Raw genomic sequence first — 23,277 nt, forward strand, 5'->3', positions numbered from 1 at the left:
ATGACAGTTCGAGCGTGTTATGCGCTATTTCCACCCTCGCGTTCGCTCTTCAGGCAAGCAGTTTTTCTGGTGGAATACCCAATTTAGTAAAGATGGAGGGGAAGTGCAAGGAAGGATTGCAAAGAGTTTTTGCAAACGGCGGGCAACTTCGTTCCGCTGCCCGCCGACTTGCAGAAGCGACATGTTTCCGCCGCGCAGCCAGGCTTGACCGTGTGTCAACAAGCCTGCCGGCAACATGATCCGACGACAACAATGCACGTCGTCAACAGAGTGTCCTCGTTCAACGTTCGATGGTGCGGTTCCAGCGCGTATTCCACACCGCGCGATTCTTGTTGACCTCGTCCCAGTCGACGTTGCGCGAATTCTTCACGTAGTCGTTCAGGCGTTTCTGTTCCGCCGCGGCTGTGCCCGTGACCTGGACTTTGGTGTTGGTCGGATTGAAGCTGCCGTTTTCCAGCGCCTTGCCTTGCGCTTCCGGGCTCAGCAGATAGGCCGCCAATTCCTGCGCCAGTTGCGGTTCGCTGTTGTTGGCGATCACGCATTGCGCCACCATCAACACCACGCCGCCTTCTTTCGGATGCACATATTCGACCGGGATGCCTTTGCTCTTCAGGATCGTGACTTGCGTCGGCGTGTACGGGAACAGGGCGGCTTCGCCGGTCTGCGCCATTTCGGATACCTTGGCGGAACTGGCGATGTATTCGACGACGTTGGGACCGACAGTCTTCGGCCAGGCGGCGAAGCCCGGTTCGACGTTGCTGTCGGTGCCGCCCTTGAGTTTGTTGAAGGCGAGGAAGGCATGCAGGCCGAAGGTCGACGACGACAGCGACTGGAACACCACCTTGCCCTTGAGCTTGGGATCGGCCAGGTCCAGCCACGAGGTCGGCGGCGCCCAGCCCTTGTCGGCGTAGACCTTGGTGTTGTAGGCCAGGCCGGTCATGCTGATGGTCACGCCGGTGGCCATGTCGCCCTTGATATGGGCGACGGGAAGAATGCCGGCGAGATTCGGATTGGGTTTCTGCTTTTCGCACAGGCCCATGCCGATGGCGCGGTACATCACGCCGTCGTCGAGGAACATCAGGTGCATCTGCGGTTTGTCCTTGGCGGCCTGCGCCTTGGCGAGAATGTCGGAAGAACCGCCCGGCACCACCACCACCTTGACGTTATATTTTTGCTCGAAGGGACCGAACACGTACTGGGTGTAGGTCTTCTCCATATTGCCGCCGTTCATGCCGATGTAAAGCGTCTTGGTTTCGGCATGCGCGCCGGCGGCGGCCGCCAGCATGCCGGCGAGGGCAAGGCTGAATCCGACGCGGCGGCGTCCGGCGGAAAGCGATGAAAGCGAAATCATTGAATTTTCCTTTCTGGTTCGGGAACAAGGTTGAAATCTGCAACGGGAAGAAAACGGCGGATGGAAAAAGCGTCGATCGGCGTGTCGCTGCGGCCGTGAAGGATCAGCTCGGCCAGCACTTCGCCGGCCGCCGGTCCGATCTGGAAACCGGCGCCGCAAAAACCGAAGCCGTGGAACAGGCCCGCCTGCGTGCCGCTCGGCCCCAGCACCGGCTGGCGATCCGGCAGGTAGCCTTCGACGCCGCTCCAGGTGCGGATGATGTGAACGTGGCGCAATGCCGGCAGCAATTCCACCGCCTGCGGCAGCAAGGACAGGATCGCCTCATGCGAGGAGCGCGCGCGACGCTCGTCCTGCGCATAGCCGCGGCCGCCGCCCAGCACGACGTTGCCGCGCCCGACCTGGCGGCAATAGATCGAGCCGCCCTCCACGCCCAGGCTCCACGGCAAAAAATGCGGGATCGGCTCGGTCACCGCCATGTTGGGATGGCCGCTGAACAACGGCACCGCCTCGCCGAAACCTTCCGCCAGTTTGCCGGCCCAGGCGCCGGCGCAGTTGATCATGACAGCGGCGCGCACTTGCAGCGGCTCGCCGTCGAGTTCGGCGCGCACCGAAAACGCCGTGCCGTCGTAACCGGCTTCGCGTACTTCGCAACGCTCCAGGATCTGCACGCCGGCACGCTGCGCGGCGCGCGCAAAGGCCGGCGCCACCAGACGCGGATTGGCCTGGCCGTCTTCCGGACACAAGGAGCCGCCGACCACCGCGCCGCCCAGCCACGGACATTGCGCGCGCAAGCGTGCGCCGCTGATGAGTTCGATGCCGAGCCCGAACGGCTTGCTGATCTCGGCATACGCTTCCAGCGCCTGCATGTCGGCTGCGCTGCGGGCCAGTTTGAAATGGCCGCTGCGCACGTATTCGCCGTCGATGCCGATAAGTTCGGGCAGGCCTTCCCAGATGCGGTGCGCGCGCTGCGCCAGCGGTAGTTGCGACGGCGGCCTGCCTTGCCGGCGCACGCCGCCGTAATTGATGCCGCTGGAACGCGAACCGCACAGGTCGCGTTCCAGCAAGACCACCTTGCGCCCGGCAACGGCCAGCGCGAGCGCAGCCGAGGCGCCGACGATGCCCCCGCCGACGATGACGACATCGGCGGCCATGCGCCGGATGCTGACGTGACGTTTCATTCGTCCTCCCCGGCGGCCAGCGCCACGCTGAAAACGGAGGAGCCTGCCGACGCTGATACTGATGCGGATGACGATGCCGATGACAATGCCGACATCCGCATGCCGATCGGCACCGGCTTGACCGGCGCCTGTCCGCGCAAACGTCCGACCTGCGCCAGCGGCACGGCGCTCGCCTGCGCCAGGATCTCGCCGGCGGCGGCGCCGCACATGCGTCCCTGGCAGCGGCCCATGCCGACCCGGGTCAGCGCCTTGAGCCGGTTCATTTCCTGCACATTGCCGTCGCGCACCGCCTGCCGCAATTCGCCGACGCTGATGTGTTCGCAGCGGCAGACGATCAGCTTGTCGTCCGCCAGTTGCGCCCACTTGTGCGGAAAGGGAAAAGCGCGCTCCAGTCCCTTGCGAAACACGGCGATGCGCGCCAGCCGGCGTTCCAAAAGATCGGCCCGCGCGGCGTCGACGCGCACGCCGCGATCGTGCAGCAGCGCCAGCGCGGCGCGTTCGCCGGCCAGTTCGGCGGCGTCGGCGCCCATGATGCCAGCGCCGTCGCCCGCCAGATACACGCCGGGCACGCTGCTGCGTCCGGCGTCGTCGCGCTCGGGCAGGTGAGCGCGCTGCACGGCGTCGAAACGGAAACGACAACCGAGCAAGTCCGCCAGTTGCGTCTCCGAACGCAGCGCATAGCCGAAGCCGACGGCGTCGCAGTCGATCGATCGTTCGGGACCGACGGCGAGCGCATCGGCCGTCATGCTTTCGCGCCGCCAGACGACTGCGCGCACATGCGCGTCGCCTTCGACGCGCAACACGCGCGCATGGCTTTCGAGCGGTATGCGATGCGCGTGCAGCCAGGCGAGGTAGTACATTCCCTTGAGCAGCAGCAGGGGTTGGCCGAGCATGTCCGGCAGCGCGGCGATGCGATCCGACAGGCTGCTGCTGTCGAGCACCGCCATCACTTCGGCGCCGGCCTTGACGTATTGATAGGCGACCAGATACAGCAGCGGACCGGTGCCGGCCAGCACCACCTTGCGGCCGATGGCGCAGCCCTGGAACTTGAGCGCCACCTGCGCGCCGCCCAAGGTGTACACGCCGGGCACGGTCCAGCCGGGAAAGGGCAAGACGCGGTCGGTCGCGCCGGTGGCGACGATGACGTCTTGCCAGGCAATGCTGTCGGCAGCCTGCGTCCCGGTATGCATCACGTCGAGCAGGCCGGGCTGCGCGTTCCACACCAGGGTCTCCGGACGATAGTCCAGTTTGCCGGCGAGTGCGCCGAACACGCGATGGATCGCGTCCGCGCGGCCTGCCTCAAAACCGTAAAGCGTTTTCTTGCTGCGGCGGAATCCCGGCGGCGGCTGGCGGTAGATCTGCCCGCCGGCGCGCGGCGCCTCATCCAGCAGGACCGGCCGCAAACCGTGCGCCACGAGCGTTTGCGCGGCGCGCACGCCGGCCGGACCGGCGCCGACGATGATCGGAGGCAATCCGCTCATTGCGATTCTCCCGGCGCATCGGTGAGCAATTGCATGCCGGCGCGGATGAAGGTCGAGCAGGCGCGCAGCTTTTCGCCGTCGGCGGTCTGCACCCAGCAGTCCTGGCATGCGCCCATCATGCAAAAACCGGCGCGCGGCTGGCCGCTGAATTCATTGCGTCGCACATGGCCGGCGCACGACAGGATCGCGGTCAGGACGGTGTCGCCTTCGAGCGCGGTAGCCGGCTTGCCGTCGAGCACAAAGGAAACCGGCCGGCGCGCGCTCTCGGCGACGCGGAAGAATTGCGGACGGGGCAGGCCGGCGTTCATGAGCGCCCCACCAGCACGCGATCGAGTCCGTAGACGCGATCCAGGATCACCATCGCGCCGGCGGTGATCGCCACCATCAGCGCCGACACCGCCGCCATCATCGGATCGATCGATTCGGTCGCATACATATACATGCGCACCGGCAGCGTCACGGTCGACGGCGAGGTCACGAAGATCGACATCGTCACTTCGTCGAAGCTGTTGATGAAGGCCAGCAGCCAGCCGCCGGTGATGCCCGGCAAGATCATCGGCAAGGTGATGCGCAGGAATACCGTGGTCTTGCTCGCGCCCAGCGACAGCGCCGCGTGTTCCGCGCTGCGGTCGAAGCCGATCAGCGCCGACATCACCAGGCGCATGGTGTAAGGCGTCACCACCAGCGCATGCGCCAGGATCAGCCAGCCGAAACTGCCGGCGCCGCCGATCAGCGTCAACAGGCGCAGCAGCGCCACGCCCAGCACCAGATGCGGAATGATCAGCGGCGACAGGAACAAGCCTTGCAGCACGCCGCTCCAGCGCATCGGATAGCGGATCAGCGCCATGCCAGCCGGCACCGCGATGACCGTGGAAATCGTCGCCGCGGACAGCCCCAGCCACAGGCTGTTCCAGAACGAGCTGACGAAATCGGGATAGTCGAATACCGCCTTGAACCAGCGCAGCGAGAGTTCCGGGCCGTGAATGGTCAGGGTGTTTTCCGGGGTGAAGGCGATCACGCACACCACCAGGATCGGCGCCAGCATGAAGCTGATCACCAGCGCGTTGAACAGCAGCGCAATCGGTCCGTTCTTGTTCATGATTTATCCCAGCGCTTTCTTGTAGCGGCGTTCGATCATGCGGTTCCAGCCGAGCATGATGACCAGATTCGCCAGCAGCAGCAGCAAGGCGATGGCGGCGCCGAGCGGCCAGTTGAGTTCGTGCAGGTATTCGTCGTAGATCAGCGTCGCCATCATCTTCAGGCGGCGTCCGCCCAGCAGGCCGGGAATCGCAAACGAGCTGGCCGACAGGCCGAACACGATCAGGCTGCCCGACAGCACGCCGGGCATGATTTGCGGCAGGATGATGCGGCGCATCGCGGTGAACGGCGAAGCGTTGAGCGACAGCGCCGCGTTGACCACGCCGGGGTCGATTTTTTGCAGCGAGGTCCAGACCGGGATCACCATGAACGGCAGCATCACATGCACCAGCGCGACCACGATCGCCGTCTCGGTGTAGAGCATCTTGAACGGGCCGATGCCGAAGGCCGACAAGGTGCCGTTGATCAATCCCTCCGGCCCCAGCAGCATGCTCCAGCCGAAGGCGCGCACCACCACCGAAATCATCAGCGGCGCCAGCACCACCAGCAGCATGATGGAGCGCCAGGGCTTGCGCATGCGATTGAGGATATAGGCCTCGGGCATGCCGACGGCGATGCAGATCAGCGTCACCAGCCCGGAAATCCAGAAGGTGCGCCAGAAAATCTGATAGTAGTAAGGATCGCCCAGCACCGCGCGGTAATGCTCCAGCGTGAAGGTGCCGCTTTGCGGGCCGGCGTCGGCATCGAACACGTTGAACGACAGGATCACGGTCAGCAGCAGCGGCACCAGCAGCATTACGCCGCACAGCAGGATGGCCGGCGCCGACATCAGCCAGGGCAGGCTGCGGCGGTGCATCGCCGTCGGCGCGGGCGCAAGCGCCGGCGCGGCGGGCAGGGCCGGCGCCGCGCTCATTGCGTCACCTCCGCCGCCGCAGCGGAGGGCATGCGGCTCGCCGAAATCAGGCGCAGGCTATGGTCGTTCCAGTCGATGCCGATGGTCTGCCCCTGTTCCAGCATGTCGGCGCCGTCGTTGGCGCTGAGCACGGTCAGTTCGCCCAGCGGCGTGGCGATGCTGTACATCCACTGGCTGCCCAGGAAGAAGCGCTGGCGGACCTGGCCGTCGCAGCGCCCGTGCCCGGCCGCCACGCATTTCAGCTTTTCGGGACGCAGCCCCAGCAATACCTGTGCGCCGGCGCGCAAGCCGCTGTCGGCGGCTGCCAGCGTCAGCGTCAGGCCGCCGGCGTCGATGTCGGCATAATCGCCGGCCTGGCGTAGCACGCTGCCGTCGAGCAGGTTGGCCTTGCCGACGAAGGTGGAAATGAAACGATTGGCCGGATGTTCATACACATCGAGCGGCCGGTCGACTTGCGTGACGTGGCCGGCTTCCATCACCACCACGCGGTCGCTGATCGACATCGCCTCGCTCTGGTCGTGCGTGACCATGATGGTGGTGGTGCCGACCTTGCGCTGGATGTCGCGCAGCTCGAACTGCATTTCCTCGCGCAGCTTGGCGTCGAGGTTGGATAGGGGTTCGTCCAGCAGCAGCACCGGCGGCCGGATCACCAGCGCACGCGCCAGGGCGACGCGCTGGCGTTGTCCGCCGGACATTTCGCGCGGATAGCGTTTGCCGTGTTGTTCCAGATGCACCAGCGCCAGCGCCTGCGCGACTCTCTCGCGGCGTTCGGCCGCGGGACAGTTGCGCATCTCCAGTCCGAACGCGACGTTCTGCTCCACCGTCATGTGCGGGAACAACGCATAGGTCTGGAACACGATGCCGAGGCCGCGGGTGTTCGGCTTGGCGTGCGTGATGTCGCGCCCGTCCAGTTCGATGCGGCCGCCGCTGACGTTTTCAAAACCGGCGATCATCTGCAGCGTCGTCGTCTTGCCGCAGCCGGACGGACCGAGCAGCGAAATGAACTCGCCCTTTTCGACGCTCAGGTTGAAAGACGATACCGCCTGGGTATCCCCATAGAACTTACTGACATTGGTCAGCGTGAGAAACGACATGGCAGGCCCTTTCCAGAATGATCGGCCGGGAGCGCGATCCGGCATGGTGCAGCGGGTATCCGAATTGCTTTAATCGGACAGGTTATTGCATACCTGATGCAATTTCCTTGCCAATTCTGCTATCGTATTTCACCAAACAGGATATTTTTTATATTTATTCCACTCAATGGAATAGATGAAACCAGACCGTCACAAGCATTCCACTCTATCGATATGGCGTCCGAACCTACCCTGCCGGCCAACGGCATCCAACGAACCTTTGCGGTGCTGCGCGCACTCGCCGCTGCACCAGCACAAGGCGCGCGCGTCACGCAGATCGCCAAAGACATCGGCCTGACGCAAGGCACGACGCATCGCCTGCTGCAGTCGCTGGCGACCGAGGGCATGGTCGAACAGGACGAGCGCAGCAAGCTGTACCGCCTCGGCATGGACCTGTTCAGCCTGGCGGCGCGCGCCGGCAACGGCTGGGATTTGCGCAGCCTGTGCCGGCCGGTGCTGCTGCGGCTGTGCGGCAGCCTGGGCGACACCATGTTCCTGCTGGTGCGTTCGCGCTTCGATGCGGTGTGCGTGGATCGCGTGGACGGACCGTTTCCGATCCGCGCCTTCACCGGCGACATCGGCGGTCGCGTCGCGCTCGGCGTGGGTCAGGGCGCGCTGGCGATCCTGGCGTTCCTGCCCGAGGAAGAACGCGAAGAAGTGATTCGCTACAACTTGCCGCGCATCCGCGAATTCGGCGTGTTCGACGAAGTCTATCTGCGCACGGAAATCGAACGCGTGCGCCAGAGCGGTTACGCCGCGCGCAACGCCGGCTTGCTGGATGGCATGGCGGGACTGGCGGTGCCGATCTTCGACTGCAGCGGCCAGATCGTCGCCGCGCTGAGCGTCGGCACGCTGACCACGCGCCTGAGCGAAGACCGCCTGCCGACGGTGGTGCAAATCCTCAAGCGCGAAGCCGATGCATTGAGCAAGCGCATCAATCCTTTCGACCCGGCGTTGCGCCGGCCCATGCATGCGGCAGGCGCGGCCGGAGAAACCGCATGAGCGCCGCCGGCCGTCGGCCGCTGTTGCTGGTCAAATCGGGCGGCGCCGAGGCGGTGGCGGAATGGCGCGCGCATTTCGGCAAGTTCGCGCCGGAAGTCGATGTGCGCTGGTGGAACGACCCCGAGGTCGATTCCCGCGCAGTGGAATATGTATTGGTGTGGCAGCCCGAAGCCGGACGCATCGCCGGCTATCCGAACCTCAAAGCCGTCCTCAGCAGCGCCGCCGGCGTCGACCACATCCTGGCCGACCCGGCCTTGCCGGCCGACATCCCGGTGATACGCATGGTGACCGGCGACACGGTGCAACGCATGGCGGAATTCACCGTCATGAGCAGCCTGATGCTGCTCAAGGACATGCCGCGCATGATCGCCCAGCAGTCGCAACGCCTGTGGAAGGAATTCGCCACGCCGCACACCGCGGTGGAAACGCGCGTGGGCATCATGGGACTGGGCGCGCTGGGACTGGCTTGCGCCCGCATGCATGCGCGCCTCGGCTTCATCACGGCGGGCTGGGCGCGCTCGCCGCGCACGGTCGACGGCATCGACTGCTACGCCGGTACCGACGAATTCGGCGCTTTTCTGGCGCGCACCGATATCCTGCTCTGCCTGTTGCCCGATACCGAAGACACGCGCGACATCATCAACGCCGACCTGCTGCGACAATTGCCGGCCGGCGCCGCGATCATCAATGTCGGGCGCGGCACGCATGTGCAGACGCAAGACCTGCTGGCGGCGCTGGATGCAGGCCATATCTCCTCGGCGCTGCTGGATGTCTTCGCGGTCGAACCGCTGCCCGCCGAATCGCCGTTATGGAATCATCCGCGCGTCATCGTCACGCCGCACGGCGCAGCGACGCCGTCGCGGCGCGAACGCGCACGCCAGGCCGCGACCGTGATCCGCGCCATCGAGAGCGGCGCGTCGGCGCCGCATGTTTACGACCGGCAGCGCGGGTATTAGGACAGGCCCTGGGACCTGACGCTGCGTTTGACCAGCAGCGAGATGCCGAAGCAGATGACGAAGTAGACCGCACCGGCAAAGAACAGCAGTTCGATGATGCGGCCGTCGCGTTCGCCGATGCTGTACGCGCGTCCGAAGAAGTCCGCCAGCGCGCTGACATAAACCAGAGAGGTGTCCTGAAACAGGATGATGCCTTGCGTGAGCAGCAGCGGAATCATGTTGCGGAAAGCCTGCGGCAGGATGACCAGGCGCATGCTCTGGCTGTACGTCAGGCCGAGCGCGGAAGCAGCCGCCATCTGGCCGCGCGCGACGCTCTTGATGCCGGCGCGGATGATTTCGGCGTAGTACGCCGCCTCGAACAACGAGAACGCCGCCAGCGCCGAGGTCATGCGCAGATCGTTGGAAGCCGACAGATGGAACAGCTTCTGCAGCAACTGCGGCACGATCAGAAAGAACCACAACAACACCATCACCAGCGGTATCGACCGGAACAGGTTGACGTAGCCAGTGGCGAACCATTGCAGCGGCTTCGACGGCGACAGGCGCATCATCGCCAGCAGCGTGCCCCAGACAATGCCGAAGACGATCGCCGTCGCCGTGATCTGCAGCGAGACCGCCATGCCGTGGCCGAGCACCTTGACGGCTTCCGGCGTGATGGAACTGAAATCGAATTGATAGCTCATGGCGCGCCTGCTCCTTATCGGGCGAAGCCGGGCAGGGCCACGCGCGCTTCCAGCCGACGCATCAGCGTCATGACCGTGATGTTGATCAGCATATAGGCCAGCGTCACGGCGATGAAGGCTTCGTACGGCTGCGCGGTATAGTCGACCAGTTGGCGTCCTTGTGCCGCCAGCTCCAGCAAGCCGATGGTGGAAGCCACCGCCGAGTTCTTGAAGATGTTGAGGAACTCGGACGTCAGCGGCGGCAGGATGATGCGGAACGACATCGGCAACAACACGTAGCGGTAAGTCTGCGCCAGCGTGAATCCCATCGCGAGGCCGGCGTTCTTCTGCCCCGGCGGCAAGGCGCCGATGCCGGAACGCACCTGCTCGCACACGCGCGCGGCGGTGAAGAAACCGAGGCACAGCATGGCCGTGACGAACTGCTGCGCCAGCGGGCTCATGCGCTTGATGTCGTCGCCGATGCCGAACGGCAGGAGCTCAGGCATGGCGAAATACCAGATGAAGATCTGCACCAGCAGCGGCACATTGCGGAACAGTTCGACATAGCCGGCCGCGACGCCGCGCAGCCAGCGATTCGGCACGGTGCGCATGATGCCCAGCAACGTACCCAGCGCCAGCGCGATCAGCCAGGCCGACAAACCCAGGGCCAGCGTGACCGACAGTCCCGACAGCAGCCAGTCGACATAGGTCTGGTTGTCGGCGGCCTGCGTAAGGAAGACGCTCCAGTTCCAGCGATAGTCCATCACGCTTTCCCGCAGGATGGCGGTTCGGGAAAGGGCAGCGCGGCCTGGCCCTCGGCGCGCATGCCGAAGACATTGAGCGTCATCGCAACCAATGCGTAATAACCGAGCAGGCCGATCAGGTTGACCACCACCCTGAGACCGAACAACTCCGCCGCACGCGCATACGTCGCATCGGCGACGCGCTTGTCGCGATACAGTTCCGTCGCGAAGGACCAGACCACGCGCTCGTCTTCCTGTTCAAACGACGGCGTCTGTCCGAGGCGGATCTGTTCCGCGACCTGCGCCGACAGGCCGGCATCGACGGCAATCGGCTGATGGATATGCCACTCCGCCTGCGATTGCCATTGCGCCGCCGTCGTCAGGATCGCCAGCTCGGACAGCCGCAGCGGCAGGCCGGTGCCGTAGCGGCAATAGGCCCCCAGCTTTTGCGCCAACTGGCCCAGTTCGGGACTGTGGATCCAGCTCACGAACGGACCGTTGAGATTGCCGCGCGGCCCCGACAGGATGTCGTCCAGCAGCGCTTTCTGTTCCGCCGTGGCATGCGCCGGATCGAATACCGGCAGGCGTGGTTGGGTCATGTTGTCGCTCCCGCGTGTCATGGATCGTCAGTCTAATCCATCGGCTTGTCGCTGGGATTGGCGTACAACTGACGCACCTGCTCCGGCATCGGAAAATTGAAACTGACGTTCTTCGGCGGAATCGGGAAGGTAAACCACTTCGCGTACATGCGGTTGATCTCGCCGCTCTTCATCAGCCCGGTCAGCGCACCGTCGACCAGTTGCTTGAATTGCGGATCGTCCTTGCGCACCATGAAGCCGTAAGGTTCGGCGCCGAAGGCCGTGCCGGTCAGCAGCCAGTCGTTGGGCTTTTGCGCGGTGGTGCGCGCGCCGGCCAGCAGGATGTCGTCCATCACATAGGCGGCGACGCGGCCCGATTGCAGGATCAGGAAAGCTTCGCCGTAGTCCTTGGCGCTCTGGATCTGCATGTTCATCTTGCGGCGCTCGTTGAGCGTGCGCAACAGGCGTTCGGAAGTGGTGCCGGCATTGGTGACCACGGCCTTGCCCGCGAGGTCGGGGAAGTCCTTGATGCCGCTGTCCTTGCGCGTCAGGATGCGGCTGCTGGCGACGAAGAAGGTGGTATTGAAGGACACTTGCTGCCAGCGATCCCTGAGGTTGCTGGTGACGCCGCATTCGAGGTCGATGGTGCCGTTTTGCAGCAAGGGCGTGCGGTTTTGCGACGTCACCGGGATCATGCGGACCTCAAGGCCGGGCATGTTGAGCTTGATCTTGACGCTGTCGATGACCTTGTTGCACAAGTCTTGCGAGTAGCCGACCACTTTCTGGTTTTCGTCGTAGTAGGAAAACGGGATCGAGCTGGTGCGGTGGCCGATGGCGATGACGTTGCCGTCCTTGATCTTTTGCAGGGTCGGACCGAGACCGGCGTCGGCGGCGTACACAGCGCTCGCACAGGCCAGCGTGGACAACAATGCAAGCAACGGATAAGTAAATCGTTTCATGGCGCTTCCTCTCCTGAAAGAATAGATGGGTGCTGCTTGGATGTCTTCTTATGCGAGCGCGGCGTCGACCGCCGGAACCAGTCGCTCGACCACGGCGTCGATGTCGGCGGCAGTACTGATGAACGGCGGCGCGATCAGGATGTGGTCGCCCTGGCGGCCGTCGACAGTGCCGCCCATTGGATACACCAGCAGCCCGCGCTGCATGGCTTCGCTCTTGACACGGCTGTGCGTGCGGCGCGCCGGATCGAGCGGCTGCTTGCGGTCGCGCTCGGCCACCAGCTCGACGCCGACGAACAGGCCGCGGCCGCGCACGTCGCCGACGTTGGGGTGATTCGCAAAGACGTCGCGCAGGCGGGCGCGCAATTGTTCGCCGCGCGCCTGCACGTTGAGCAGCAACTGTTCTTCGCGGATGGTCTGTTGCACGGCGAGCGCGGCGGCGCAGGCCGTGGCATGGCCGATGTAGGTGTGGCCGTGCTGGAAGAAGCCGCTGCCGCCGACCACGGCGTCATAAATGCGGTCGCTCGCAATCATCGCGCCGATCGGCTGGTAGCCGGCGCCGAGCCCCTTGGCGATGACCAGGATATCGGGCACGATGCCGTCTTCTTCGCAGGCGTACAGATAACCGGTGCGCCCCATGCCGGACATCACTTCATCGAGGATCAGCAGCACGCCGTACTTGTCGCAAACGGCGCGGATTTTCCTGAAGTAATCGCCGACCGGCGGCACCGCACCGGCGGTGGCGCCGACCACGGTTTCGGCGACAAAGGCAGCGACCTCGTCGACGCCGAGTTCGAGGATCTTGGCTTCGAGCTCATCGGCCAGGCGCTGCACGTATTGCGCGTCGGATTCGCCGCCCAGTTGCTCGCGATAGGCGTAGCAGGGCGAGACATGATGCGAAGGCATCAGCAAGGGCAGGAAAGCTTCTCGGCGCCAGGCGTTGCCGCCGATGGCCAGCGCCCCCAGCGTGTTGCCGTGATAGCTCTGGCGGCGCGCGATGAAATGGCGGCGTTGCTTCCGTCCGGTTTCCACATGATATTGGCGCGCCAGCTTGAGCGCGGCTTCCACCGCTTCCGAACCGCCCGACAGGAAATACACATGATTCAGGTCGCCCGGCGCCGATGCGCTCAGGTTGTCGGCCAGCTCTTCCGCCGCGCGGGTGGTGAAGAAGGAGGTATGCGCATAGGCCAGTTCGTCGACCTGTTTCTTGATCGCCGCGATCACGCGCGGATGCCCGTGGCCGAGGCATGACACCGCGGCGCCGCCGCAGGCGTCCAGATAACGCTTGCCCTGGCTGTCGATCAGTTCGACGCCCACGCCGGATACGGCGACCGGCAATTGATGTTTCGGATAGCGATGGAAAACGTGCGTCATGAAGCCGGCCCTGTATGGAATTCAAGTTGGGCCAACTATAAATTGAAAAAAATGCTTTTGCAACGTTTGTTGCATGAATATTTAAATTCGCATTTTTTGGTGCATTGCAATAAATGCACGCACCAAATCGGGCTGATCGGAAAATGGCTTCGGGGCAGGCGCGCTCAGATCGGCAAGGACGCTGGCCGACAGAGGCGAACGCGTTCTCGTTCCCGTCATCCCGGCGCACCCCGGGATGACGGAAAAGGAATACGAGGATGTCCGACGTTGCAACAATTGTTGCAACGTCGGCGACCAGAACAGGATTACTTGCTGCCGGCCTTCACATACGCGCCGCTGAGGTACAACTCATCCTCGGCTTGCTCCAACCGCTTGACCGCCTTGTCGTCGTCGAGCGAAATCACCAGCTCGATCAGGCTTTCGGCCACAGCGACCGCCGCCGCCATCGACGGGAAGAACGACGGGCTGTCGTGCGAGAACAGGATGGTGTGATCGGCCTGCAAGGCAATCGGCGCCACCGCGCTGTCGGTCAGCGCGATCAGTTTGCTGCCGGCGCGCTTGGCGGCTTCGGCCACTTGCACCGCCTCGATCGAATACGGCGCGAAGCTGATCACGACGGTGGCGTCCTGAGGCGCGACGGCGCGCAGTTCCATCGCCAGCGAGCCAGCGGTGCCCTTGATCAGGGTCACCGTCGGGCGGAACAGGCGGTACAGGTATTCCAACATGAAGGCCACCGAATACGCGGCGCGGAATCCGGCGATATGCACATGGCGCGCTTTGGTCAGCGTCCTGGCGGCGCGCAGCAGCTCATCGGCGTTCTTCGGTTCGGACGCATCGAGATTGGCGCGCTGGGCCTGGAAGATTTCGGCGATCAGGATGTCGCTGTTGTTGCGCTTGACCAGGTGTTGCGCCTTGTAGGCGTAGGCTTTGGGCGTGACGGCCAGGCGCTCGACGAACAGCGCGCGCAGCTCGCCCCAGCCGGGAAAGCCGAGATATTGCGACAGCCGCACCAGCGTCGATGGCTGCACGCCAGCCCGCGTGGCCACCGCGCGCATGGTCGACACCGCCACCTCGCCCGGATTATCGAGCAGGAAGGCCGCGCCGGCCTGGAACTGCGGACGCATCTCGGCATAGTTGGCGCGGATCAGCGCATCGAGTTCGGCAAAAGTGGCGGGCGTGGCGTTGGCTGTGGAATCCGTCATGGATGAATGCGCGCCGGCGGCAAGCCGGCCGATTGAATGAACGACGCTGCATTGTTTCACAAATTGCGGAGGAACAGGAATCTGCAATATTGGTTGCACCATGCCTGGCTCGCCGCTAGCCGCACCGCCACCACGCCCCTTTTTAATCCCGATCCATCCTGTTTCGCTATCCCGTCATGGCACCGTCGAGGTGCAAATCGGCCAAGGACGTAGTCCTTTGGTGCACGGGATTGAGTGCTTGTCGCCCGACACTTTTTGGGTATCCTTGCTGTTTTCCCTCTGACTGTCCCTATGGAAACGGGAAACTCGCCATAGACTTTCAGCTTGCCGGAGGGAATCGTTGAGCGCTGGCACGCACCTTGCATAAACCGGCATTGTGAAATTTAAATTTCAATAATAAGATTTTATGAAATTCAATTTCTTTGTCCACCGCCCTTCATTTTAAAGGAGTTCAAGATGCACACCTGCTCTCGCCTGCTTCGCCTCGCACTACTTGTCGGCGCCATATTTGGCGCTGCTGCGGTACACGCCCAAGATGCCTTGAGCACGATAGTTCAAAGCAAGAAAATCCGCGTCGCCATTCCTATTGATTATCCGCCCTATGGATTTGTCGGTGCGGACATGAAGCCCCAGGGGCTCGACATCGATATGGCCAATTATGTCGCCGGCAAGCTCGGCGTATCGACGGTCGAATTGGTGCCGGTAAACAGCGCCAATCGTGTTCCCTATTTATTGAGCAAGAAGGTGGATGTGGTCATTTCCACCTTGGGCAAGACGCCTGAACGGGAGAAAGTTGTGGATTTCACCCACGCTTATTCTCCTTTCTATCAGGCGGTGTTTGCGGCCAAGTCGACCAAAATCACCAACTGGGCCGACCTGGCCGGCAAGACCGTTTCCGTCACTCGGGGCGCGATGGCTGATACGGAACTGGAAAAAGTCATGCCCAAAGGAACCATCGTCAAACGGTTCGACGACCACGTGGGAACACTGTCAGCGTTCATGTCCGGTCAGGTTCAGGTCGTTGCAACCAGCGTCACCGAAGGTGCCGGGATGATCGAGAAGAATCCGCAGGTCGAGTACAAGCTGCTCCTGAAGGATAGTCCCAACTTCATGGGTGTGAATAAGGGCGAGGAGGCGCTTAAAAACAAGCTTGACCAAATTATTCTGGATGCCAGGAAAAACGGCGATCTTGAAAAACTCTCTCGCAAATGGCTGAATCGATCGACAGGAGATCTCCCTCTCTGACAATGGCATCGGCCATGAGCGCCGGCCAACCAGCCTCGTAAAACCGGGGGCATAAGCCAGAGCAACGCCCCACCGGCAGCAACAATATTTCGACATAACGCGACTGTCGCGCGATGAAGCCTTTCATCGCGTGTGGAAAAGCACGCCAAAAAATAGGGGTTACCACGCATGAAAAGAATCATTTACGCCGCCGCGACGGCAGGCATCCTGTCTCTGACCGCCACTGTTTACGCCCAGTCGCAGGTCACCGTCTACGGATTGGCGTCTGCCGAATTGCTGAACGTGTCGGGCTACAATTCGGGAACGGTGGCTGCACCGGCGCTGGGCACCGCTCGACGATTGGATAACAGTAAGGTCACCAATTCGCGTATCGGCTTTCGCGGCACCGAAGATCTTGGCGGCGGAACCAGCGCCTTCTTCACCATGGAAGCCGCATTCGCCATTGATACCGGCGCCCAGACAAATGCCAGTTCTCTCTGGAGCCGCGGTAGCTATGTGGGATTGAAGAATAATTCCCTCGGGGCGTTAAGCCTCGGACGCCAATGGGGAATCGAAGATCAGATGATGGGGCGCTATTTCATCGGCGCCGGTTATGCGGTTTTCCAATACCGCGAATTCGGTTACGTGAGCGACCTGATCGATAATTCGATCAAGTATGTGTCGCCCAGCGTGGGCGGCTTCTCCGTGCAGGCGCTGGCGGCCCCCGGAGAAAACGTGACGGGCTTCACCAAAGCGCTTGGCGTGAATTATGTGAATGGTCCCTTTGAGGCGGGTGCTACCTATCGAAGCACCAAGAACCTGACCGGCGGCGAAAGCAAGCAATCCGGACTCGGCGTCAGCTATTCATTCGGCGCGTTGCGCTTGCACGCCGGTTATGGCGTCAGCGATCCGCGCGCGCTCGTCCTTCGCAAGGCCAAAGCTTACGATCTCGGGCTGCAATGGGATGCGACCGCCAATACGTCTTACACGCTGGACTACGTAAAACGTGATCAGATCGGCACCAATGACGACTCCTTTTTTGTGCGTCTGCAAGCCACCTATCAGTTCACAAAACGCTCCTCTGTCTTTGTGAATCTGGTCACGCTGAAGAACGATGGCATCGCCAGCGAACGCTTTTACGGCAACGGCGCGAGCGGCGTCAACCAAAGCGTCATATCGCTGGGAGTCAGGCACGCGTTCTAGCGGCTCACGGGAGTCGACGAGCGCAATGGCTGGTATAAAATGCATTGTTGCTCGTCCAACCCAACCATCGTCCCCTATGAGAAATGCTCCTGATTCCTTTGTTCGTCGCGTGCGTAAGATTCTGGACGAATTATCTTCGACGGAACGGCAGCTTGCCGACTTCCTGTTGGAGTTTCCGGGAGAATTGGCGGGTTATGCAGGCAACGAGCTGGCGAACCTGGCGCAGGTCTCACCATCGACCGTGAGCCGCTTTGTACGCAGGTTGGGCTACGAGAATTACGAAGATGCCCGTCGCCACGTACGCAGAGAACAGGAAAGCGGATCGCCGTTGTTTCAGTCCGGCGTTGCCGCGGCAAAGCGCGGCGCGCTCGTCGCCACGCATTTTCAGCAATCTCAGGCCAATCTTGCGAGCACGTTTGACCGCCTCTCCGATGCAATGATGCTCGACATCGTCAAAGCCATGACAGATGCGCCTCAAGTCCTGATTTTCGGGAGCCGGAGCAGCCAGGCTTTTGCCGTCTATTTGCGCTGGCAAATCATCCAGGTGCTGCCCAGGGTCACGGTCATTCCCGGCCCGGGGGAAACCACCGCCGAGCACGTCGCCGGTTTGACCGAACGAGATTGCGTCATTGTCTTCGGCACGCGCCGACAGACGCGACAGATGGACGCCGTGCTGGCAGCCGCGGTCAAACTTCGCGCAAGAATTGTTTACATCAGCGATCAGACCTCTCCCGATTACAAAGCTGCAACCTGGTCCATTCAATGCGATTGCCGCGGCCCCGGCTCGCTGGACAATCATGTTGCCGTGATGGCCTTGTGCGATTTGCTCTCGACGATGGTGATCGAAGCATCGGGTTCTGCGGGAAGAAAACGCCTCACGATGATTGAGGCAATTCATGAAGACACGGAAGAATTGTAGACAGGGATGTCTTGAGATTCCTATCGAATGGGGGCAAGTATTTTCAAATCCGTATTTGAAATTATTATTTCAAATATATAACACAAAGAAAATATTGTGGCATCATGGAAAGATGTCCCTTGTAGCAATTCTTCGATTCTCGTCCTCAGTCCCGGCATGTTAGACATCCTCCTTATTAATCCGAATACATCGCAAGCCACCACCGACATGATGGTCGCCATTGCATCCGCAGAACTGCCGCCAGGTTTTCGGATTACGGGAATGACGGCGCGTTCCGGTCCCACGATGATCGTCAATGAAGAAGAACTGGCTGCCGCCGGCCTGGAGGTGGAACGCGTCTGGAGAAATGCCGGAGACCATTGGGCCGGCGTGATTATCAGTGCCTTCGGCGATCCCGGCATCGAGCGCGTCAGAGCGGTCAGCAAGGTGCCTGTCGTAGGAATTTGCGAAGCCTCGATGCTGGCGGCAGGGGCCGATGGCAGAGCCTTCGGTATTGCCACCGTCACCCCGGATTTACTGGAAGCAATCAACGCGGATGCCGACACCTTGGGGTTGAGCGAAAACTATACGGGAACCCGCCTGACAGTCGGCGACCCGCGTGTGCTTGCAAGCGACGCCGTCGCATTGGAAGCGGCCTTGAGTGGCGCGGTGCTGGAGTGTATGGAAGACGGTGCGCAGGCCGTCATCATCGGAGGCGGCCCCCTCGGTCAGGCTGCCGTCGGACTGGCTCCCCACTTTGATATTCCCATCATTGCGCCCATATCGGCTGCCGTTTCGCAGATGCTTGGCTTGCTTCAACAGAACAACAGGTGAGGGATCGCATCTGCCTTGCGATGCATACGTGGTCAGACCAGATTCATTTATCTGCCGCACCGGTCGCTTGAGGGCTCTGAACATCAGTGCTTTCACTGGCGCTTGCGTCCTCGCCGGTCGGCGATTGAGAAAGCGTGGGTAGTTTTTTGTTTATCAAAGGCAGATTTGCGCGCTCGGTCCCATCCGGCATGACCGCCTGTTCTGCGGATAACCAGCTTCCATTGTCTTTTGTCATCTTCGTTCTCCTTTGCTTGCTGTATGACAGCAGCTTACGGCGCCCGGCCGAGGAATTCGTTGATGCACCGCAAATCAATTCGATTTGGCGAGGCCTGCCGCCAAATGCGCGATGTCCGGATATGGCGCGCCTTGCCCGGCATGGCAAGGTTTTGGTATCGGAACAGCTCGCCGTTCGTGCTGCCGGCCAATCGCGGACTTCGGCAAGGCACAGACATGAGTCCGACGCATTTTTAACCGACTACGGGAGAAATCAGATCAACTGGGCCGCTCACTATCGCCATATGAGATGAAGCAGTTTCGCAGGCCGTATGTCGTGCCACGTCACATCCTCAGGTCTTGGACATTACATAGACCATGCGCGCCTGGAGAGAACGTGACATCAGACGGCTGCAGAAGATCATCATGACCCAGCGACATCGGAGAATTCCGTGTCGGTCAGGCCGGGCGACAGCATGGTTATTCGCTTCCGGCCGATGCGCCATTCGGATTCAATCAACTTAGTCGACCTTCGGCGCGACATCTCCGTTCAATGCCAACGGCAGCGCCCTGGCCCATCGGTTGGCCGACAGCGAAAAGCTCAGCGAGCGAACTTGGTGGTACCACCCCGCCGGCACATACAGGAGCTCACCGGCTTGCATGATGCATTCGATCATTGCTGCCTGGCGGGCAAGGGGAAACTTCTCGAAATCCGGCGCCTCGGGGTTAAACGGCGAACCGAACAGCATGGCGTTCGCCTCGCGCGGATAAAGGAATTCGTCGTGGTGGGGCGGGGCCAGGAAAATACGCTTGCCGCCCCAGATCTGCGCAAAAATATTATCGTCGTAGTCGCAATGCAGCGGCGTCACCGTTCCTGCCGGACCAAGCCAAAAACGCGGCGGGCCCATTTTATTGAAATAGGCCGGCCAGTAGCACAAGCTATTCAACGCGCGTAATTCGAGATTGCCGACATACGGCGGCAGCTCCTGCGTGTCATTGGCAACGAGCTCAAGATACGCCAGCAGAGACATGTCCTGCATTGCCCGGTCGGGCGCGAAAGCGGTATTGACATAGTCGCCCACCCTCGCGCGCACCTGCAGCTCGCCATAGCGGTCACGCAACGTTTGCGACGTGAGAGCGGACAGCGGCCACTTGCCGACGAGCCCGGTGATAACGAATGGCAAGCCTTTTGCTGCACGCAGACGGAACGCTGCTGCATCGAGCATGCCTATGCGCGGCACCGCCGAAATGGCAGGCAGGTCGCGGCTCGCCTGCTTGATCGCGTGACGCATTTCCTGTATCGAAGCGACCCCGCGAACCAGCGCGTCCTTCCGCTCCCGCGCCTGTTTTTCGACAATGGCCTCGTCGGGCGGCATGCTCGTCAATGACGGCCGAGGCGGCAGCGGTCGCGGCGATCGGCGCGTCTCCCGCCGTTCTTGATTAGCGGCTACCGGATCCTTCATATTTCCATATTTCTGTATCTGAACTTATTCACCCCTGACGGTAACTCACGAGATGTGCATTTGTGCCGCTTGGCAGCATTATGCTTCCAAATCCGCAAAGATTACTTGTACTGCCATTGGGCCGAAATATATATTTCATATATAATCAATACATATTTCGTATATGGAGGTTGGCATGGGTATTGTGAATATCGATGAAGATTTGCACGATCAACTACGCAAAGCGAGCGCGGTGTCGTGTCGGTCAATCAACGCGCAGGCGGCTTTCTGGATCAAGATCGGCATGTTGTGCGAAATGAATCCGACGCAGAGTTTCAATGAAATCGTTGGTCGGGAGCTGCGAACTGCGGGCGTTGTGGCGCAAACCGTCAGGGTGGCGTTGACATGACCAAGCGACCGGAAGAAATCGCATTGCTGGCGGAGTCAGGCAAGCTGCTGGCGGGTGTGTTCGGCCATTTGGATCGGCTGGACTTGATCGGCATGTCAACCATGCAGATCAACGATCTGGTCGATAGCCTGATCGTGAATGAACTCAACGCACGCCCGGCCAGCAAAGGGCAGTACGGGTATGCCTACGCGCTTAACTCCTCTCCCAACAACGTCGTTTGCCACGGCGTTCCATCGGCTACAGATATCTTGCAAAGCGGGGATATCGTTAATTTCGATATCACGTTGGAGAAGAATGGCTATATCGCCGATTCCAGCAAAACATATCTTGTCGGCGAGGTGTCGCCGCCGGCCAAACGACTCGTACAAACGACCTACGAAGCGATGTGGAAAGGAATCAAAGCCGTTCGTCCAGGGGCCAGACTGGGCGATGTGGGGCATGCCATCGAGCGGCACGCCCGGAGAAACGGCTATTCGGTCGTCAGGGAATATTGCGGGCATGGCATCGGACGTGAAATGCACGAGCCTCCCCAAGTGCTGCATTGGGGGAAGCCGCAAACAGGTCTGGTGCTGCGGGAAGGAATGGTGTTCACCATCGAACCGATGATTAACCAGGGGCGGCACGACGTTCAGACCGAGGAAGATGGCTGGACAGTCGTTACGACCGATGGGCAACTGTCCGCGCAATTCGAGCACACCGTAGCCGTGACTCGAAACGGCGTGCGCGTCTTGACCTTGCGCCCCGAGGAAAAGGCGCTGAACTGAGTCGGCGCCTGCCCGCGTTTCCGTGTGCCGAAGAAACCCGTATGCGGGCTTTTGACGCTATGCGGATGCAGGCTTCCGGCAGCAGATGGCAGCAGATAACGGACGTCCACTCGTCAATACTTGGGGAAATATTCCATCGCCGCCTTGCACATCATGCGCCCGGCACGAAGGAGCGACGCCTGATGACGCGGTCGATCAGGCCCCACTCCAGCGCTTCTTCCGCACTCATATAGCGGTCGCGGTCCAGCGTGCGCTCGACCTCTTCATAACTCCGTCCGCAGTGCTCGGCATAGAGGCGTGTAATGCGCTGCTTGGTCTTTTGCATTTCCTCCGCATGGATAAAAACGTCCGAAGCCTGCCCCTGGAATCCGCCCAGGGGTTGATGCACGTGCAGGCTTGCGTTGGCCAGCGCTGTGCGATGGCCGCGCTCGCCGGCCATGAGCAAAAAGGAACCCATCGAACGTGCCGTACCCATGCATAAGGTATGTACCGGCGCCGTGATGAACTGCATCGTGTCGTACATGGCCAGGCCGCTGGTGATGATGCCGCCCGGTGAATTGATGTAGAGATGAATGGGCTTGTCCGGATCCTCCGATTCAAGAAACAGCAACTGGGCGCAAACCAGGGCGGCGACGTTGTCGTTGACCTCGCCGTTGAGGAAGATAATGCGCTCCCGCAGCAAGCGCGAATAGATATCGAACGAACGCTCTCCTCTGCCGGACTGTTCTACCACCATAGGGACGAGTTGCATCGTTTCGTGCATGGACGAACTCCTTTCTTGCAGTTGCGGTGAGAGTGCAGGTCGCTGGAATCAGGCCGCGCACATATAGACGGCAGTACCGTCATTGGCCGCATCGGAGGCGGCGCTTGCGGCATGAATGATCGTAAGGATGGTTCCCCCCCCAGGCGCCGGAGCGATGTGCAAAGTGACCTCGCTTTCAAGGAAAGGCGGCTGAGCTTCGCGCATGGTGTAGCGGATTTCCTGCCCGGGCACGGAATGGATCGGATCGGGAGAGGCGAGCTCCAGGTCGGGCAACCAATGCTCGCGCAATGCGGGGACGCTGATGGCGCGCCACACTTTTCCCACGGAGGCGTCGAGCCGGTACCGTTGCTGTATCACCGCGCTGGGTTCAAGGTCGGCATTCTCACCGTCGCTGTGCTCGCTGTCGTCGCTTTTTTTCATTGATCCATGTCCTTCAACAAGGCCTTCAATGCGTTCACGCGCGCAGGCCAATAGGCGCGGTATTTACCCAGCCAGCCGGCGATGGCAGCGATACCGGCGGGGCTGACTTCGTAATGCACGAAACGTCCTTGCCGCTCTTCGCTCACCAAACCTGCTTCCCGCAAAACCGCCAAGTGCTGGGACATGGCCGATTGGCTGATGGTCATCCCTTCGCGTAATGCGCTGGCATTCCGACTTCCCCCGGCGAGCCTGTCGAAGATCATGCGGCGGGTCGGGTCGGCCAAAGCTTTGAAGATGTCGTTCTCGTTCATATGAAATACATTAGCACTTACTTATGTGTCGTGCAAGAGGGGAACGCAAACAATATCCGTTTATGACATCGTTGATTACATCCGGCGTAAGGGTGCGGCCGGCGACGCCTGGTCCTTTAAAAGATGGACGCCGTCGTCACGTACATGGTCGTCACACGACGGACGTCTT

General features: G+C 61.5%; 26 protein-coding genes. 8 read left to right on the plus strand and 18 right to left on the minus strand.

Annotated elements, in window-relative coordinates:
* Window positions 1-280: 280 nt before the first annotated feature.
* Genes RV1423_RS17415 through RV1423_RS17445 form a run of 7 tightly spaced genes read right to left on the minus strand, consistent with a single transcriptional unit; the run spans window position 281 to window position 7,115 of the window.
* A complete protein-coding gene (locus RV1423_RS17415) occupies window positions 281-1,351 on the minus strand; it encodes an ABC transporter substrate-binding protein (protein WP_034299195.1) in 1,071 nt (356 codons plus the stop codon).
* Window positions 1,348-2,529 carry an FAD-binding oxidoreductase gene (locus RV1423_RS17420; protein WP_034299198.1) on the minus strand — a complete coding sequence of 394 codons (1,182 nt, stop codon included), beginning with the start codon at window positions 2,527-2,529 and terminating at the stop codon, window positions 1,348-1,350. The genes RV1423_RS17415 and RV1423_RS17420 overlap by 4 nt, the downstream gene beginning before the upstream one ends.
* Window positions 2,526-4,010 (minus strand): NAD(P)/FAD-dependent oxidoreductase, encoded by a 1,485-nt coding sequence (locus tag RV1423_RS17425; RefSeq protein WP_051516740.1) that lies wholly within the window; start codon window positions 4,008-4,010, stop codon window positions 2,526-2,528. The genes RV1423_RS17420 and RV1423_RS17425 overlap by 4 nt, the downstream gene beginning before the upstream one ends.
* Window positions 4,007-4,318: a (2Fe-2S)-binding protein gene (locus RV1423_RS17430; RefSeq protein ID WP_034299201.1), complete on the minus strand. Its 312-nt coding sequence runs from the start codon at window positions 4,316-4,318 to the stop codon at window positions 4,007-4,009. The genes RV1423_RS17425 and RV1423_RS17430 overlap by 4 nt, the downstream gene beginning before the upstream one ends.
* Entirely contained in the window at window positions 4,315-5,109 is a 795-nt protein-coding gene (locus RV1423_RS17435; protein WP_034299204.1) for an ABC transporter permease, read from the minus strand. The genes RV1423_RS17430 and RV1423_RS17435 overlap by 4 nt, the downstream gene beginning before the upstream one ends.
* 3 nt (window positions 5,110-5,112) lie before the next feature.
* Window positions 5,113-6,021: an ABC transporter permease gene (locus RV1423_RS17440; protein WP_034299207.1), complete on the minus strand. Its 909-nt coding sequence runs from the start codon at window positions 6,019-6,021 to the stop codon at window positions 5,113-5,115.
* On the minus strand, window positions 6,018-7,115 hold the full coding sequence (locus RV1423_RS17445) for an ABC transporter ATP-binding protein (protein ID WP_051516741.1): 1,098 nt from the start codon (window positions 7,113-7,115) through the stop codon (window positions 6,018-6,020). The genes RV1423_RS17440 and RV1423_RS17445 overlap by 4 nt, the downstream gene beginning before the upstream one ends.
* A 213-nt stretch (window positions 7,116-7,328) precedes the next feature.
* Between RV1423_RS17445 and RV1423_RS17450 the strand changes: the two genes are divergently transcribed.
* Window positions 7,329-8,156: an IclR family transcriptional regulator gene (locus RV1423_RS17450; RefSeq protein WP_034299210.1), complete on the plus strand. Its 828-nt coding sequence runs from the start codon at window positions 7,329-7,331 to the stop codon at window positions 8,154-8,156.
* The gene (locus RV1423_RS17455) at window positions 8,153-9,112 is read left to right on the plus strand and encodes a glyoxylate/hydroxypyruvate reductase A (protein ID WP_034299214.1); all 960 of its coding nucleotides are present in this window, start codon (window positions 8,153-8,155) and stop codon (window positions 9,110-9,112) included. The genes RV1423_RS17450 and RV1423_RS17455 overlap by 4 nt, the downstream gene beginning before the upstream one ends.
* Here RV1423_RS17455 and gltK read toward each other — a convergent pair.
* The 6 genes from gltK to RV1423_RS17485 all read right to left on the minus strand — a co-directional run bounded on the left by gltK (window position 9,109) and on the right by RV1423_RS17485 (window position 14,627).
* Entirely contained in the window at window positions 9,109-9,795 is a 687-nt protein-coding gene (gene gltK, locus RV1423_RS17460) for a glutamate/aspartate ABC transporter permease GltK (protein WP_034299217.1), read from the minus strand. The genes RV1423_RS17455 and gltK overlap by 4 nt on opposite strands.
* A 14-nt stretch (window positions 9,796-9,809) precedes the next feature.
* Complete coding sequence (locus tag RV1423_RS17465; protein WP_034299220.1) at window positions 9,810-10,538, minus strand: amino acid ABC transporter permease; 729 nt, start codon at window positions 10,536-10,538, stop codon at window positions 9,810-9,812.
* A complete protein-coding gene (locus RV1423_RS17470) occupies window positions 10,538-11,116 on the minus strand; it encodes a carboxymuconolactone decarboxylase family protein (protein WP_034299466.1) in 579 nt (192 codons plus the stop codon). Before RV1423_RS17470 ends, RV1423_RS17465 begins: the two co-directional genes overlap by 1 nt.
* Before the next feature lie 32 nt (window positions 11,117-11,148).
* Window positions 11,149-12,054 carry a transporter substrate-binding domain-containing protein gene (locus RV1423_RS17475; RefSeq protein ID WP_034299222.1) on the minus strand — a complete coding sequence of 302 codons (906 nt, stop codon included), beginning with the start codon at window positions 12,052-12,054 and terminating at the stop codon, window positions 11,149-11,151.
* A 48-nt stretch (window positions 12,055-12,102) separates the two neighbouring features.
* Complete coding sequence (locus RV1423_RS17480) at window positions 12,103-13,425, minus strand: aspartate aminotransferase family protein (protein WP_034299225.1); 1,323 nt, start codon at window positions 13,423-13,425, stop codon at window positions 12,103-12,105.
* A gap of 305 nt (window positions 13,426-13,730) precedes the next feature.
* Window positions 13,731-14,627 (minus strand): MurR/RpiR family transcriptional regulator, encoded by an 897-nt coding sequence (locus tag RV1423_RS17485; RefSeq protein ID WP_034299469.1) that lies wholly within the window; start codon window positions 14,625-14,627, stop codon window positions 13,731-13,733.
* A gap of 456 nt (window positions 14,628-15,083) precedes the next feature.
* Between RV1423_RS17485 and RV1423_RS17490 the strand changes: the two genes are divergently transcribed.
* The 4 genes from RV1423_RS17490 to RV1423_RS17505 all read left to right on the plus strand — a co-directional run bounded on the left by RV1423_RS17490 (window position 15,084) and on the right by RV1423_RS17505 (window position 18,786).
* Window positions 15,084-15,872 (plus strand): transporter substrate-binding domain-containing protein, encoded by a 789-nt coding sequence (locus tag RV1423_RS17490; RefSeq protein WP_034299228.1) that lies wholly within the window; start codon window positions 15,084-15,086, stop codon window positions 15,870-15,872.
* 168 nt (window positions 15,873-16,040) lie between these two features.
* On the plus strand, window positions 16,041-17,054 hold the full coding sequence (locus tag RV1423_RS17495; RefSeq protein ID WP_034299231.1) for a porin: 1,014 nt from the start codon (window positions 16,041-16,043) through the stop codon (window positions 17,052-17,054).
* Between the two features lie 76 nt (window positions 17,055-17,130).
* On the plus strand, window positions 17,131-17,973 hold the full coding sequence (locus RV1423_RS17500) for a MurR/RpiR family transcriptional regulator (protein ID WP_034299234.1): 843 nt from the start codon (window positions 17,131-17,133) through the stop codon (window positions 17,971-17,973).
* Window positions 17,974-18,129: 156 nt separating this feature from the next.
* The gene (locus RV1423_RS17505) at window positions 18,130-18,786 is read left to right on the plus strand and encodes an aspartate/glutamate racemase family protein (RefSeq protein WP_034299237.1); all 657 of its coding nucleotides are present in this window, start codon (window positions 18,130-18,132) and stop codon (window positions 18,784-18,786) included.
* Window positions 18,787-18,829: 43 nt separating this feature from the next.
* Here the strand turns inward: RV1423_RS17505 and RV1423_RS17510 are convergent, their stop codons facing one another.
* Window positions 18,830-19,021: a hypothetical protein gene (locus tag RV1423_RS17510; protein ID WP_034299240.1), complete on the minus strand. Its 192-nt coding sequence runs from the start codon at window positions 19,019-19,021 to the stop codon at window positions 18,830-18,832.
* A 499-nt stretch (window positions 19,022-19,520) separates the two neighbouring features.
* Complete coding sequence (locus RV1423_RS17515; protein WP_034299243.1) at window positions 19,521-20,462, minus strand: cupin-like domain-containing protein; 942 nt, start codon at window positions 20,460-20,462, stop codon at window positions 19,521-19,523.
* 175 nt (window positions 20,463-20,637) lie between these two features.
* Here RV1423_RS17515 and RV1423_RS17520 point away from each other — a divergent pair, with 175 nt between their 5' ends.
* Entirely contained in the window at window positions 20,638-20,850 is a 213-nt protein-coding gene (locus tag RV1423_RS17520; protein ID WP_034299246.1) for a ParD-like family protein, read from the plus strand.
* Window positions 20,847-21,614, plus strand: coding sequence for a type I methionyl aminopeptidase (map, locus tag RV1423_RS17525; RefSeq protein WP_034299249.1), 768 nt, complete (start codon window positions 20,847-20,849; stop codon window positions 21,612-21,614). The genes RV1423_RS17520 and map overlap by 4 nt, the downstream gene beginning before the upstream one ends.
* Window positions 21,615-21,765: 151 nt before the next feature.
* Here the strand turns inward: map and RV1423_RS17530 are convergent, their stop codons facing one another.
* From RV1423_RS17530 to RV1423_RS17540, 3 genes are read right to left on the minus strand one after another with little or no spacing between them, the layout of a single operon-like run.
* The gene (locus RV1423_RS17530; RefSeq protein ID WP_034299252.1) at window positions 21,766-22,377 is read right to left on the minus strand and encodes an ATP-dependent Clp protease proteolytic subunit; all 612 of its coding nucleotides are present in this window, start codon (window positions 22,375-22,377) and stop codon (window positions 21,766-21,768) included.
* A gap of 48 nt (window positions 22,378-22,425) precedes the next feature.
* Entirely contained in the window at window positions 22,426-22,797 is a 372-nt protein-coding gene (locus tag RV1423_RS17535; protein WP_197034957.1) for an SRPBCC domain-containing protein, read from the minus strand.
* A complete protein-coding gene (locus tag RV1423_RS17540) occupies window positions 22,794-23,108 on the minus strand; it encodes a helix-turn-helix transcriptional regulator (RefSeq protein ID WP_034299255.1) in 315 nt (104 codons plus the stop codon). The genes RV1423_RS17535 and RV1423_RS17540 overlap by 4 nt, the downstream gene beginning before the upstream one ends.
* Window positions 23,109-23,277 lie beyond the last annotated feature (169 nt).

The organism is Herbaspirillum sp. RV1423, assembly GCF_000577615.1.
GTDB lineage: Bacteria > Pseudomonadota > Gammaproteobacteria > Burkholderiales > Burkholderiaceae_D > Herbaspirillum.